A 12903-nucleotide genomic window follows, 5' to 3' on the forward strand; every position below is an offset into this window, starting at 1 on the left:
GATAGGTCTGATGATGAAGAATTAAGCGTAGCCCAGTATTTTAAAATAGATGGTGCCCAGGGAAGGGTGGGCATTATTAGGGCAGGATCTAGAGATTATGAAGAAGACCTTCGTAGGGTCAATGTAAGCAACAGGGGTTATATGAATGTTGGACCCCTACAGAAGAATATTTACTTTATAAAACCTATATTGGGTGATGATGAAGCCTTAGAAGATATATTTTATAAGATAAAAACAAGACTCTAGAATATATATAAATGTTAATAGAATGTTAAATTTAGCTTTCTATTAACATTTTTTTTATCTTTCATGGTATTATTGTAGAGTAGGTAAAATTAATATGCCAAGCGGTGTGATTTTATTAGAATATGAGGTGTAGATAATATGAATATTGCAATTTCCTTAATCGGTGGATTAGGTATGTTCCTTTATGGAATGAATGTAATGGGAGATGGTTTGCAGAAGGCTGCAGGCGAAAAGCTAAAAAAGATTATTGAAATGTTGACAACCAATAGGATAATGGGTGTCCTAGTTGGTACCTTGGTTACTGCAATTATACAGAGTTCTAGTGCTACGACTGTCATGACAATTGGTTTCGTAAATGCTGGTATAATGTCGTTACAGCAGGCGGTTGGAGTTATAATGGGTGCAAATATAGGTACAACAGTAACAGCCCAGTTGGTATCTTTTAACATTGAAAAATATGCACCAATAGCAATTGGTATTGGTATGGTATTTTGGTTCTTTACTAAGAAGAAGAACATAAAGAACATAAGTGAAATACTAATAGGCTTTGGTATCCTATTCGTTGGTATGAACTTTATGAAGGAGGCAGCCGCCCCTGTATCTGAAATGTCACAGGTACATGATGCAATGCTATACCTAAGTAAAAACCCAGTTCTAGGCATCTTAGCAGGTTTCCTTATTACAGGTACTATCCAGAGTTCAAGTGCATCTATAGGTATCCTAATAGTTCTTGCTTCGCAGGGTCTATTGCCTATTACAGCAGCCCTACCAATTCTATACGGTGATAATATAGGTACATGTGTTACATCATTACTATCAACAATAGGGGCAAGTAGGAATGCCAGAAGAGCAGCTATCATGCATCTATGCTTTAATGTGATTGGTACCTTATTGTTTATAATAGTATTAAGTAAGCCAATAATTGCCTTGGTAACTAGTATAGATCCAACAAATGTACCAAGACAGATAGCCAATGCCCATACCCTATTCAATGTGGTAAATGTAATAGTATTACTACCGTTTAGTACATATTTGGTTAAGCTTGCTACTAAGCTAGTTCCATATACAGAAGATGAAGATTTAGAAAATATCCATACTACAAAGTTCTTGGACGAAAGAATCCTGGAAACTCCATCTATTGCCCTTTCAAATACAGTTGATGAAGTAATCAGAATGGCTAGTCGTTCAACTCGTGCCTTAAATTCTGCCTATGATGCAGTAAAGACTTTCAGCCATGAAAGAAGAGAGAAGACTTTTGAGTATGAAAGGATGATAAACACACTACAGCTTGATATAACAAACTACCTATTTGCTCTTTCAACTAGAAATCTGAGTGATATAGAAAGAATCAAGGCCGATGTCCTATTCCACATAGTAAACGACATTGAAAGAGTTGGTGACCATGCCGACAATATAGCTGAGATTTCACAGTTTATGGAAGACAAGAAGGTTATCTTCACAGAGGATGCAAGAAATGAATTAGATACAATATTCGAATTGGCGTCTAAGAACTTCTATGACTCTATTACTGCCCTAAAGACTAGTGACTTCGAGCTGGCAGCTACTATTACAGAGAGGGAAAGAGAGATTAATATACTAGAGCAAAATGCCAGAAATTCTCATATGGCAAGGCTACACGCTGGTACTTGTTCTGTTGAAGCAGGTATCTACTTCCTAGACATTATAAGTAATCTAGAGAGAATATCAGACCATTCTATCAACATAACTGAAGAGTTGGGAAGAATGAGTGGACATGTAAGCTTATAGGGTATGAGGAAGATAAATATTGCCAGGCTTTGGTCAGGCAAAACAAGAGATAAAACAAGAGATAAAACAAGGATATAAGTAAATAATATATAATATACTGGTATGTGTCTCGCATATCAGTATATTTGTATAGAGGACAAATAGGGGGGTAGAATTTTATGGATTTTTTAAATTTACCAAAGATAGACCTGCACTGTCACCTGGATGGGTCACTGAGACCAGGGTCAGTTTTAGAGCTTTTAAGGAAATATAATATAGACTTAGGCATAAATGAGACCAATATTGATGATGCCTTAAAAATAAGGGGCCATTGTGACTCCCTGCTAACCTACCTTAAAAAATTTGACCTACCCCTAAAAATCATGCAGGATAAAGAAGACCTAGAAAGACTAACTTATGAGGTATTTGAGGATGCCAAAAATGAAAATATAGCCTATTTAGAACTTAGATTTGCCCCTGTACTCCATATAAATAAGGGTCTCAGCCAAGAAGAGGTGATAGGGGCTGTAATTAAGGGTATGAATAGGGCCAAGGATGACTATGATATAGAGGGTAATATCATAATTTGCTGCATGAAAAACCTAGGCGAGGAAGAGGCTCTTAAGACTATCAAGGCCGGTTATACCTACATGAACAAGGGACTTGTTGGTGTAGATCTTGCAGGTAAAGAGGATATTGGCTTTGCCCATAAGTATATAAGAGCCATGAGACTAGCCAAGGACATGGGCTATAATATAACGGTTCATGCTGGTGAAGCAGGGCCAGGTCAGAATATACTAGATGCTATAAGCCTACTGGGAGCCCAGAGGATAGGACACGGTACCAACCTATACCAATCTGATGAGGCCTTTAGGCTAGTAAAGAAAAATAATATATTCTTAGAGGTATGTCCAACAAGTAATTTACAGACAAAAGCAGTTGATAGACTTGAAAAACATCCTGCTATATACTATTATAAAGAGGGTATTGGTATTTGCATTAATACAGATAACAGGACGGTATCTAATACAGACTTGACAGCAGAATTTGAGGCTATTGGCCATCTTTTAAGTATGGATAGGCCTTCCTATATAAAAATGTATGAAAGGGCAGTAGAGGCATCTTTTGCGGACAGAGAGACAAAGGATAAATTAATAGATAAGGTCAGGAGGATAAAATAATGACTAATAATAAGCAAAATCCAGAGCTTAAGGCTGCTGGTAGTAAGAATAAGATAAGACATATAGTTGGAGTAATGAGTGGTAAAGGTGGAGTTGGTAAATCGACGATGACTAGTCTAATAGCCAACAAGCTAAATGCACAAGGCTATAGGGTAGGTATACTTGATGCTGATATTACAGGACCTAGCATACCTAGACTAATGCATATAGACAAGCAGATGGCCTATTCAGATGGGGACAATATAATACCGGTTACTGCTGACAATGGTATAAAGGTTATTTCTCTAAATCTAATAATGGATGAAGAAAGTAAACCAGTAATATGGAGGGGACCTATGATAGGGTCAGTCGTTCAGCAGTTCTATGAAAATGTCCTATGGGGTGACCTAGACTACCTGCTAATAGACATGCCTCCAGGAACAGGTGATGTAGCCTTAACTGTAATGCAATCAATACCAATCAAGGGTATAATAATGGTATCTATGCCACAGAACCTTGTTTCTATGATAGTTTCTAAGGCTGTAAACATGGCCAAACAGCTGAATGTACCAGTTATAGGTATAATAGAAAATATGAGTTATATAGAGTGTCCAAATTGCTCTGAAAAGATAAGGATGCACAATGATGAGGGGTGGGACCAGTTTATAAAGGACCATTCCTTGGATATGCTAGCAGAGCTACCTATGTCGCCAGAGATAATAAGACTATCTAATGAAGGCATGGATGAGGTCAGTCCTGAATTGGATAAAATCCTAAGTGGGATAGTGGATAAGGTATCAAGCTTTTGCAAGAGAAGGATAATTTTATAGAACAAAGTAGATGAAAAAAATACCGAGATAAGATTTATCTCGGTATTATATACTACAATATTTTAATAGACTTAATTGAGTTCAACGGAATATACAAAACCTTTTGGTTATTGTAGTGTGGGTGTTTCTCATCCATGTCAGTTTGAGAAAGGGTCAATGATATGTCGTCGTATTCAGATAATATACCATAAAGCTTAGACTGGCTAAGGTAGGAGTCTATCTCGGCAAAATCATTGATGTGCGTTTCAACAAAATCAAAAAAATTCTTGTTAATGCATGATAATCTGTCATTTTTGTTTTTCTTTGGCATAAAATCACCCCTTTACTATATTTATATTATACAAAATTTTACTTAAAAAGTAAATAGAAAGGTTTTAAAATGGATAATAATATTAAAGCACCTAAAATTAATAACATAATTAATGTTTATTCATCTAAATTTTTAAATGTCTTTGAAGTAGGATTTAAGGATAAAAAAAATAAGGATAAAAAATGGATAGTTGCCTCTAGGCTAGATAAAGAAAAGTACATAGATAAGGTGATAAACAAGATGGGAAAAGATAGGGTAGATGCTGTTATAATTGTTGGCTATAAGAATGATGACAAAAGGCCTAGTCAACCTGTAAATCAAGTAGCTAATATAAGTCCTGAGCCCCAAGATCAAGATACTATTGTACTGATAAGAGAATTTAGGATACCGATTAATGACTATATTTACTCTCTTCCAGCCGGGCTTGTAGACCCTGGTGATGACATCTATGAAACGGCTATCAGAGAGATGAAGGAAGAGACTGGCCTTGATCTAATAGCCATAGATAAGGATAGGACCTGCAAGAAGGCTTATGCTTCTGTAGGTATGTCAGATGAATCTCTGGCCATTGTGTATGGTAGGGTAGAAGGTAGTCTTTCAAGGGATTTCATGGAGGATACTGAGCTGATAGAGCCTATGTGCATGACTAAGGAAGAGGTAAAAGACTTACTTACAAAAAAAGATGTAAATATAGATATAAAGGCCTGGCTAATCTTAAAGGAATTTGCAGGTTTATAGTCATGTATTATACATATTTGTTGAGGTGCAGGGATGGAAGTCTTTACTGTGGCTACACGACTCATATAGAAAAGAGAATGGACCAACATAAGGAAGGCAAGGGAGCCAAGTATGTGAAGGCAAAAGGTTATAAAGGATTGGAGTTTTATATTGCATCGTCCACTAGGTCTGATGCAATGAAGCTAGAGGCCTATATAAAGAGGTTAGAAAGAAAGGAAAAGGAAAACCTGATAAAGGGGGATACTAGAGCCTTGGATAGGCTGGGTATAGAATATAACCTAGTCTTAAGTACTCTAAATAGGACAGTGATAAGTGAAAACTCTAGCATACTAAAAGCAGAGGACATGTAAAACTATTGTAAATACAAGAGAAAATAGGACCGGTAATAGAAGAATAGGAATAAGAAATATAATAGCAATTAGTGTAGTAATTACAATAGAAGAAGTAGGTATAGAAGGGTTAGATTGACAAATAAAGATAAGGACTCATATTCAACTTTAAAACTTGAATATGAGTCCTATATTGTTAGATAAGAGATCAAGAGATATATAGCCTATCCCTTGTAGACAATATTACCACCTACTATAGTGTACTTGACTTTACCATATAAGGAGCGACCTAGGAATGGGGAATTAGAAGACTTAGACTTGAAGCCCTCAACTATGTATTCCTGGTTAGGATCGAATATACAAACATCAGCAGGCTTTCCTACCTGTAGATTTCCATTATTAAGCTTGTAATACCTTGCAGGATTAGATGTAAATTTACTTAGCATGTGTATCATTGACAGGCGGTTTTTCATAACTAGCTCAGTTACTGCAAGTGGAAGGGCAGTTTCTAGCCCGATAATTCCACTAGGTGCCTTAGTAAAGTCGACATTCTTTTCATCGGCAGTATGAGGGGCATGGTCAGTGGCTATTATCTCTATAGTATCATCTATCAGGCCGGCAATAATCCTTTCCCTATCTTCAGCAGACCTTAGAGGGGGATTCATTTTTGCTAATACACCATATTCCAAAACATCGTCCTCTGTAAGAGTAAAGTGGTGTGGTGTTGCTTCTGCAAAAACCTTTACACCTATAGACTTTGCATACCTTATAAAGTCTACTGCATTACCAGAGCTAATATGTTGTATGTCTATGCAGGCACCTGTTTCAAGGGCAAGCATACAGTCTCTGGCCACCATTATATCCTCTGATACCCTAGGAGCACCCTTAAGACCTAATTTATCCGCTATAGGACCAGCATTTATACCATGGTTATCTATTAGGCTGTTATCTTCTTCATGAAGGGCTATTACAGTATCTAGCTGGGCAGCCTTTAGCATAGCATCCCTTAATGTCTTCGTATTCATAACTGGTACGCCATCGTTGGTAAAGCCAGCAGCTCCTGCCTTGTGTAGGAGGTCCATATCAACCAGCCTATCCTTGAAGTCAATAGTTAAGGCAGACTCCTGTAGTATATTTATAGGGCAGTCTTTGGCCTTTTCCTGTATATAGGCAAGACTTTCTATAGAGTCTATCTTAGGGTTAGTATTAGCCATAAGGATGACAGTAGTATAGCCACCAGCAGCTGCAGCATGAGCCCCAGATACAAGGTCTTCCTTTTGGGTAAAGCCAGGGTCCCTAAAGTGGGAGTGGATATCAATCAAGCCTGGGGAAACAATCATGTCCTTTGCATCTATTATATCATCATACTCAAAGTAGTCAGATGAAATACTAGGTGATATTTCCTTTATAAGGCCATCCTGAATAGATATATCTACAATCCCTTCGAAATTTGTGGCTGGGTTTATAAGTTTTCCATTTTTTATTAATACTTTGTTCATGTGAGCCTCCTTTTCTGTTTTCTAGTCCTATTTATATATAGGATTATTTTTAAATTAGTGAAAGTAAAAAGCTGCTAGAGGGCATTTTTACAATTTATATGATTTTATATAAGAAAAGAGATTAATCACTTGATCAATCTCTTTGCATATTTACTTATAGATAATTTTTATTGGGTCAACCTTCGATGCCTTGTGGGCTGGTACCAGTCCAAATACAATTCCTGTTATAACAATAGCCAAGAAAGAGTATAGGAAGCTGTTAAAGCTCGGTATAGGCCTAAATGGCATAATATTCTTTGAGTATATAGTAACTGCATAGCCAACTATGATACCTAAGACACCACCGCAGGATGTAATAAATACCGACTCAACAAGGAATTGATACATAATTGTTGAAGGCTTGGCACCCAAGGCCCTTCTAATACCAATTTCCTTACTTCTTTCCATTACAGAAACGTACATGATGTTCATAATACCAATACCACCTACAAACATGGCAACTATAGTAATGACAAGGACAAATTTATCAATACCCTTAGTCATAGCCTCAGTTGACTTCTGTATAGTATTTTGGTCTCTAACCTTATATTCACCCTCTAGCTTAGGGTGTAGTTCTGACATCTTATTCGCTACCCCCTTGGCAACGGTTGGGATGTCAAAGCCATCCTTAACAGTTACGCTGATATAGTTGATAGCACCTGTCTTTATATTTTTACCACTTAGGAAGTTATACATATCATTTGGTACTACTGAATATGGAGGAACATTGTCGAATGATCCCTTCTTCCTAAATTTCTTATCAACTGGGTCGTATACGGAGTCTGCATCACAAACACCAACTACCTCAAAATTTAGCCTGCCTATAGTGATACCCTTACCGATTGGATCAGATTTTTCAAATAGGGTTTCCTTTGTAAATGTATCTATAACAACAACCTTTTTGCCAGCATCAGATGCATTAAGGGCCCTACCTTTGACTACCTTATACTTATGAGTTAGGGAAGAGGCAAAGCTAGCTGAAGTGTGCTGGTTAAAGTATGATACATTACCATTATATAAGTTTTCATCACCAAAAGAAATCACATCTGTAAGTGGCTTATTTGATGATTTTACTTTTTCTACTCCTTCTACAGTCTGTAGCTCTTGCAAATCAGAAGATAGGAAGGGAGTTAGTAGACTTTCATTAGTATTTGAATCTGCTGATTCAAAATACACAATGGCAGTCTTAGAATCTATAGTCTGGAAAGACTGCTTAAACACCTGGCTCATAGCATTACCTACTGAGCTGACAAAAACAACTGATGTAATACCAGTGATTATCCAGATGAAGGCTACTATTAAACGCAGTTTATGTCCCTTGAGGTTTTCTATTGAATTTTTTAACAGTGTTAACATTCTAAACCTCCTTTACAAAAGCACCATCCTTTAGGGTAATAACCCTAGATGCATATTTAGTCATATCTTGGTCGTGTGTAACCATGATAACAGTTGTTCCATTCTTGTTTAAGCTAGATAATAGCTCCATGATGTCACGTCCAGTTTCACTATCAAGTGCTCCCGTAGGCTCATCGGCAAATATTATCTTGGGGCTATTAACTAGGGCCCTAGCAATAGCGACCCTCTGCTTCTGACCACCAGAAAGGTGGTTAGGTGAACTCAAGGCCTTGTCAGAAAGACCGACCTGGTCCAGCTTTTCGTATATTAACTCTTTTCTCTTATTTTTATCCTTAACACCGGCATAGATCAGAGGAACCTCTATATTTTGGTAGACATTTATAGTGTCTATAAGGTTAAACTGCTGGAAAACAAAGCCGGCATATTTGGCCCTGTATTCAGACCTCTTATTCTCGCTTAGGGTACTGACATCAGTATCATTAAATATATAATGACCCTCGTCAATTTTATCTAAGAAGCCTAGAACATTTAATAGGGTAGTTTTACCACTACCAGACTTACCCATTATCATTATGAATTCGCCTTCTTCAATCTCTAGATTAAGACTTTTTAATATGTGAAGTTTTTCTTTCCCTACTTTGTAATACTTCTGTATATTGTCTAATTTTATTTGCATTTTATCAACCTCGGTTCTGGCTACTTTTTAGATGCGTCAGAAGGGATTGGATCTCCATCCTTCATTGTTTTAGTAGGGTTCTTAACAACAACATCATTTTCATTTAGGTCACCTGTAACCATAGAGTAGTCTTCGCTATCACTTAGGATTTCAACATTGACCTTTCTTAGGTATCCGTCTACTTCAGTAAATACATAGATTTCGTTTCCATCATTAACTATAGCCTTTGTCGGAACCTTATGCTTGTCAGTATTTACCTCTATTGTTGCCTGAGTATGGTAGCCGTTTACTATACCTTCCTGCGTGTCAAAAGTCATAACCACATTATATAGAGATAGGGAAGATGCAGAATCTCCCTGGTCTGCAGGGCCTGATGAAAGCTGTTGTGGTCTTTCAGATATATAGCTAATACGACCCTTAACCGTATCTCCTGAAGCTAGGATTGTTACGTCAGCAGTCATATCCTTCTTTATTTTACTTAGGTCCTGCTCACTAATCTGGCCATTCATCACATATTCCGTAGACTGGATAGTCATAAGTACAGCGCTGGAACCAGAATCAGTTGAACCTGAAGTAGTATTATTGTTTAGGTAGACCTTTCCATCAAAAGGTGCCTTTACCTTTGTATAAGCCTTGGCATTAGCAGTTGAAAGGCTAGTATTTAAAGTTGCTATCTGGTTGTTTATTGAAACAAGACTAGGGTCACCAGACTGTAGGGCCCTCTTCTCATTGATTAGGTTACTAATCTGAGTCTTTATTGATGAAATTTCCTGGATAGCAGCTTCATCCTTAACTATATAAAGCACATCTCCTGATTTTACGTTCTGGGCATTTGTCACCCTTATATCAGGATTTGATCCATTAGCTGGAGCAGGTATATCCTTGCTCTGTTTAGGGACTATAATTCCGTTTATAAATATCTTTTCATTTTCTGGTATAGTATAGGTCTGAACTACTGGAGTAGAGTCATGCTTAGTGTTATTGACAATAATTATACCACCAATTGCTACTATAACTACAACGGCAGCTACACCTAAGTAAATCTGCATTTTTTTATTGGATTTTAGTTTTGCAAATCCATTTTCTATCTTATTCTTAAATGTCATTTTAACCTCCAAAGTAAATCTAAAAATCTATCAAATATTCTATAATTTGTATAATGAAACATAATTGCACAATACATACTTATATTTTACCTGAAAATTGATATTATTGCAATGTAAAATATGCATAAACCTAATATTTTTAGAAAAAAATACGATAAAATTTTTATGAAAAAAAGAACTCATGGTATAAAGTTTTTTTAATGTAATTTTAATACTCTTTCTTAATGAATAAATACTTAAGTTCAGTATGATTATAAAGGGTCTAGAAAAAGTACTAGGCTTCATATATAATACAAGGTGGATAGAAATTTTATAAATTTTAAGGAGGCAAAGTATGAGATTTTTTATTGACACAGCTAACATTGATGAAATAAAGGAAGCTAATGACCTAGGAGTAGTTTGTGGTGTGACTACCAACCCTTCTCTTATAGCAAAAGAGGGTAGGGACTTTACTGAGGTTGTAAACGAAATCACTACGATTGTCGATGGACCAATAAGTGCAGAAGTATTAAGCATGGACCACAAGCAGATGATAGAGGAGGCTGAAAAGCTTGCTGCTATCCACGAGAATATAGTTATAAAGATTCCTATGTGTGCAGAAGGTCTTAAGGCGGTTAAGTACCTTAGTGAAAATGGTATACGTACAAACGTAACATTGATTTTCTCAGCTTCGCAGGCACTACTTGCTGCAAGGGCTGGTGCCAGCTATGTAAGTCCATTCGTAGGTAGATTAGACGATATATCTTTTGATGGCTTAAGGCTTATACAGGAAATTACTGAGATATTTGAAGCAAGCTATATAGCTACTGAAATTATAGTAGCAAGTGTTAGAAATCCACTACATGTAATAGAAGCAGCAAAGATGGGGGCAGATATAGCTACTGTTCCTTACAAGGTAATAATGCAGATGATAAATCATCCGCTAACTGATAGGGGTATTGATGCATTTATAAAGGATGCTGAGAAGGCTTCCTTGAACATATAATTACCACTGGAGGTGTAGAGATTGGATAAATTGTATTCATTGCAAAACGGAACGGATATAAGGGGGGTTGCCTATAAGGATGATAGGTCAGACCTTGAAATCACACTTACAAGAGAGGATGTAAAGACCTTGGTCCGTGGTTTTGCTACATGGATTATAGATAAGGACAAAAAGGGCAAAATAAGTATTTCTATAGGTACTGATTCAAGGCTGACTGGACCAGACTTTAGACAGGCCTGTATAGAGGCCCTGACTGAAATTGGTGTTGATGTAGTAGACTGTGGTATGGCAACAACTCCAGCCATGTTTATGTCAACAATTATAGATGGCTATAAGTGTGATGGGGCCATTATGTTCACAGCTAGCCACATGCCTTATGTTTACAATGGTCTTAAGATGTTTACTAGTCATGGTTGTCTGGAAAAGACAGACATAAAGGACCTAATAGATATATGCCTAGCAGGTAACTTTGCTGAAGATAAGTCTAAGGGTCAGATAATAAAAAAGAACTTAATAGAGGACTATGCTCAGATTCTTGTGGATAAAATAAGGGCTGGAGTCAATAGCCCTGAAAACTATGAAAGGCCTCTTGAAGGCATGAAGATTGTAGTTGATGCAGGAAATGGGGCTGGTGGATTTTTTGCTGATAAGGTATTGGCTAGACTTGGTGCTGATACAGGTGGCAGTCAATTTTTAAATCCAGATGGAATGTTCCCTAACCATATACCAAATCCTGAAAATAAGGAGGCAATGGCCAGCATTTGTCAGGCAACACTTGATAACAAGGGGGATTTGGGTATAATATTTGATACTGATGTGGATAGGGCGGCTATAGTGGGATCCGATGGTAGACCTATAAATAAAAATGCCCTAATAGCCCTAATATCTACTATAATACTAGAGGAACACCCAGGGACGACTATAGTAACAGACTCTGTCACTTCAAATGGCTTAGCTAAATTTATCAAAGCTAGGGGTGGAATCCATCATAGGTTTAAGAGGGGCTATAAGAATGTAATCAATGAGGCTATCAGGCTAAATGAAGAGGGCAAGGAAAGTCACCTTGCCATAGAAACATCTGGCCATGCAGCAATAAAGGAGAATTACTTCCTTGATGATGGTGCATATCTTATATCTAAAATACTGGTTAAGGCTGCCCAACTATACAGGGAGTCCCAGGATATTGGTAAGCTTATAGGAGATCTTGATGAAGCCTTAGAGGATAAGGAAGTAAGACTTAAAATAGAAGATAAGGATTTTAGGGCCTACGCTAATAATATTATAAATTCCTTATCTGAAAAAGTTAAGACCATAGATGGCTGGACTCAGGTAAGTGAAAACTATGAGGGGATTAGGGTAGACTGTAGAGATGAAAAGGGCTGGTTCCTGATGAGGTCATCCCTACATGAACCGCTTTTGGTTATAAATTTTGAATCTGATATCCAGGGTGGATGTGATATGATATACGAAAGGCTATCTGCCTTGATCAAGTAGATTTTCGATTAGGTAAATCTAATACACATGATTAAGTTTATCCAAAATTGATAAAAAATATGCCGTCCCTTAGTGCTAGTTTATGTTAGCTATAGGGACGGCATTTTTTGGCTCTATGTCAAATAACGTTGGTGATAATTTAAATCAACAAAATCTATTAAATTATGCGGCAGCATCCATAGCAAACTTATAGCTATGGATGTTGCCTTTTTGTATCTTATACCTTTCCATTAGCATTATCCTTGCCTTAAAATTCCTAAAACTCCTATATCCGTAGGATACTCTTTTAATTACCTTTATCTTATTATTCTTACCCTCCACCATAGCATTCGTATAGTCATATTTCAGTGAATTTACCACATATTTTCTAAGCTTTTTAAGGGTTTTTA

13 protein-coding genes and 1 pseudogene are annotated in these 12903 nt (G+C 36.9%); 8 read left to right on the plus strand and 6 right to left on the minus strand.

The genetic code is table 11. From position 1 onward, the window contains the following. The 4 genes and pseudogenes from ACW6OJ_RS04795 to ACW6OJ_RS04810 all read left to right on the plus strand — a co-directional run. Positions 1–246 (plus strand): annotated as a pseudogene (locus ACW6OJ_RS04795) (radical SAM protein); the annotation flags it as partial. A gap of 138 nt (positions 247–384) precedes the next feature. Beyond that, entirely contained in the window at positions 385–2013 is a 1629-nt protein-coding gene (locus ACW6OJ_RS04800) for a Na/Pi cotransporter family protein (RefSeq protein WP_455104650.1), read from the plus strand. Between the two features lie 158 nt (positions 2014–2171). Beyond that, positions 2172–3173, plus strand: a complete 1002-nt coding sequence (gene add, locus ACW6OJ_RS04805) for an adenosine deaminase (protein ID WP_455104651.1) — start codon at positions 2172–2174, stop codon at positions 3171–3173. Beyond that, the gene (locus ACW6OJ_RS04810) at positions 3173–3982 is read left to right on the plus strand and encodes an Mrp/NBP35 family ATP-binding protein (RefSeq protein WP_455104066.1); all 810 of its coding nucleotides are present in this window, start codon (positions 3173–3175) and stop codon (positions 3980–3982) included. Before add ends, ACW6OJ_RS04810 begins: the two co-directional genes overlap by 1 nt. A 52-nt stretch (positions 3983–4034) precedes the next feature. On the opposite strand, the gene ACW6OJ_RS04815 is transcribed toward ACW6OJ_RS04810, so the two are convergent. Beyond that, a complete protein-coding gene (locus ACW6OJ_RS04815; protein ID WP_293428855.1) occupies positions 4035–4292 on the minus strand; it encodes a hypothetical protein in 258 nt (85 codons plus the stop codon). Positions 4293–4361: 69 nt separating this feature from the next. Here ACW6OJ_RS04815 and ACW6OJ_RS04820 point away from each other — a divergent pair, with 69 nt between their 5' ends. Both ACW6OJ_RS04820 and ACW6OJ_RS04825 read left to right on the plus strand, forming a co-directional pair. Continuing rightward, positions 4362–5030, plus strand: a complete 669-nt coding sequence (locus tag ACW6OJ_RS04820; RefSeq protein ID WP_455104652.1) for an NUDIX hydrolase — start codon at positions 4362–4364, stop codon at positions 5028–5030. Positions 5031–5032: 2 nt separating this feature from the next. Further along, the gene (locus tag ACW6OJ_RS04825; protein WP_455104653.1) at positions 5033–5380 is read left to right on the plus strand and encodes a GIY-YIG nuclease family protein; all 348 of its coding nucleotides are present in this window, start codon (positions 5033–5035) and stop codon (positions 5378–5380) included. A gap of 203 nt (positions 5381–5583) precedes the next feature. On the opposite strand, the gene ACW6OJ_RS04830 is transcribed toward ACW6OJ_RS04825, so the two are convergent. From ACW6OJ_RS04830 to ACW6OJ_RS04845, 4 genes are all read right to left on the minus strand, one after another. Further along, entirely contained in the window at positions 5584–6858 is a 1275-nt protein-coding gene (locus ACW6OJ_RS04830; protein ID WP_455104654.1) for a dihydroorotase, read from the minus strand. A 150-nt stretch (positions 6859–7008) separates the two neighbouring features. Continuing rightward, positions 7009–8253, minus strand: a complete 1245-nt coding sequence (locus tag ACW6OJ_RS04835) for an ABC transporter permease (RefSeq protein ID WP_456095914.1) — start codon at positions 8251–8253, stop codon at positions 7009–7011. A gap of 1 nt (position 8254) precedes the next feature. After that, positions 8255–8929 carry an ABC transporter ATP-binding protein gene (locus tag ACW6OJ_RS04840; RefSeq protein WP_314497107.1) on the minus strand — a complete coding sequence of 225 codons (675 nt, stop codon included), beginning with the start codon at positions 8927–8929 and terminating at the stop codon, positions 8255–8257. A gap of 20 nt (positions 8930–8949) precedes the next feature. Beyond that, entirely contained in the window at positions 8950–10035 is a 1086-nt protein-coding gene (locus ACW6OJ_RS04845) for an efflux RND transporter periplasmic adaptor subunit (protein ID WP_455105564.1), read from the minus strand. A 334-nt stretch (positions 10036–10369) separates the two neighbouring features. Here ACW6OJ_RS04845 and fsa point away from each other — a divergent pair, with 334 nt between their 5' ends. Together fsa and ACW6OJ_RS04855 are read left to right on the plus strand one after the other, a co-directional pair. Beyond that, positions 10370–11020, plus strand: coding sequence for a fructose-6-phosphate aldolase (fsa, locus tag ACW6OJ_RS04850; protein WP_314497102.1), 651 nt, complete (start codon positions 10370–10372; stop codon positions 11018–11020). A 21-nt stretch (positions 11021–11041) separates the two neighbouring features. Next, the gene (locus tag ACW6OJ_RS04855; protein WP_455105563.1) at positions 11042–12514 is read left to right on the plus strand and encodes a phosphomannomutase/phosphoglucomutase; all 1473 of its coding nucleotides are present in this window, start codon (positions 11042–11044) and stop codon (positions 12512–12514) included. Positions 12515–12676: 162 nt separating this feature from the next. Here the strand turns inward: ACW6OJ_RS04855 and ACW6OJ_RS04860 are convergent. Beyond that, positions 12677–12903 (minus strand): transposase (locus ACW6OJ_RS04860; protein ID WP_455104906.1); only part of this gene is annotated, 227 nt, incomplete at its 5' end.

The sequence above is a fragment of the Peptostreptococcus sp. genome (assembly GCF_977045075.1).

Excerpts from the sequence above, each read along its gene's own strand:
- ACW6OJ_RS04800 (WP_455104650.1), top strand. The coding sequence starts at position 385 with ATGAATATTGCAATTTCCTTAATCGGTGGATTAGGTATGTTCCTTTAT.
- add (WP_455104651.1), top strand. The coding sequence starts at position 2,172 with ATGGATTTTTTAAATTTACCAAAGATAGACCTGCACTGTCACCTGGAT.
- ACW6OJ_RS04810 (WP_455104066.1), top strand. The coding sequence starts at position 3,173 with ATGACTAATAATAAGCAAAATCCAGAGCTTAAGGCTGCTGGTAGTAAG.
- ACW6OJ_RS04815 (WP_293428855.1), bottom strand. The coding sequence starts at position 4,292 with ATGCCAAAGAAAAACAAAAATGACAGATTATCATGCATTAACAAGAAT.
- ACW6OJ_RS04820 (WP_455104652.1), top strand. The coding sequence starts at position 4,362 with ATGGATAATAATATTAAAGCACCTAAAATTAATAACATAATTAATGTT.
- ACW6OJ_RS04825 (WP_455104653.1), top strand. The coding sequence starts at position 5,033 with ATGTATTATACATATTTGTTGAGGTGCAGGGATGGAAGTCTTTACTGT.
- ACW6OJ_RS04830 (WP_455104654.1), bottom strand. The coding sequence starts at position 6,858 with ATGAACAAAGTATTAATAAAAAATGGAAAACTTATAAACCCAGCCACA.
- ACW6OJ_RS04835 (WP_456095914.1), bottom strand. The coding sequence starts at position 8,253 with ATGTTAACACTGTTAAAAAATTCAATAGAAAACCTCAAGGGACATAAA.
- ACW6OJ_RS04840 (WP_314497107.1), bottom strand. The coding sequence starts at position 8,929 with ATGCAAATAAAATTAGACAATATACAGAAGTATTACAAAGTAGGGAAA.
- ACW6OJ_RS04845 (WP_455105564.1), bottom strand. The coding sequence starts at position 10,035 with ATGACATTTAAGAATAAGATAGAAAATGGATTTGCAAAACTAAAATCC.
- fsa (WP_314497102.1), top strand. The coding sequence starts at position 10,370 with ATGAGATTTTTTATTGACACAGCTAACATTGATGAAATAAAGGAAGCT.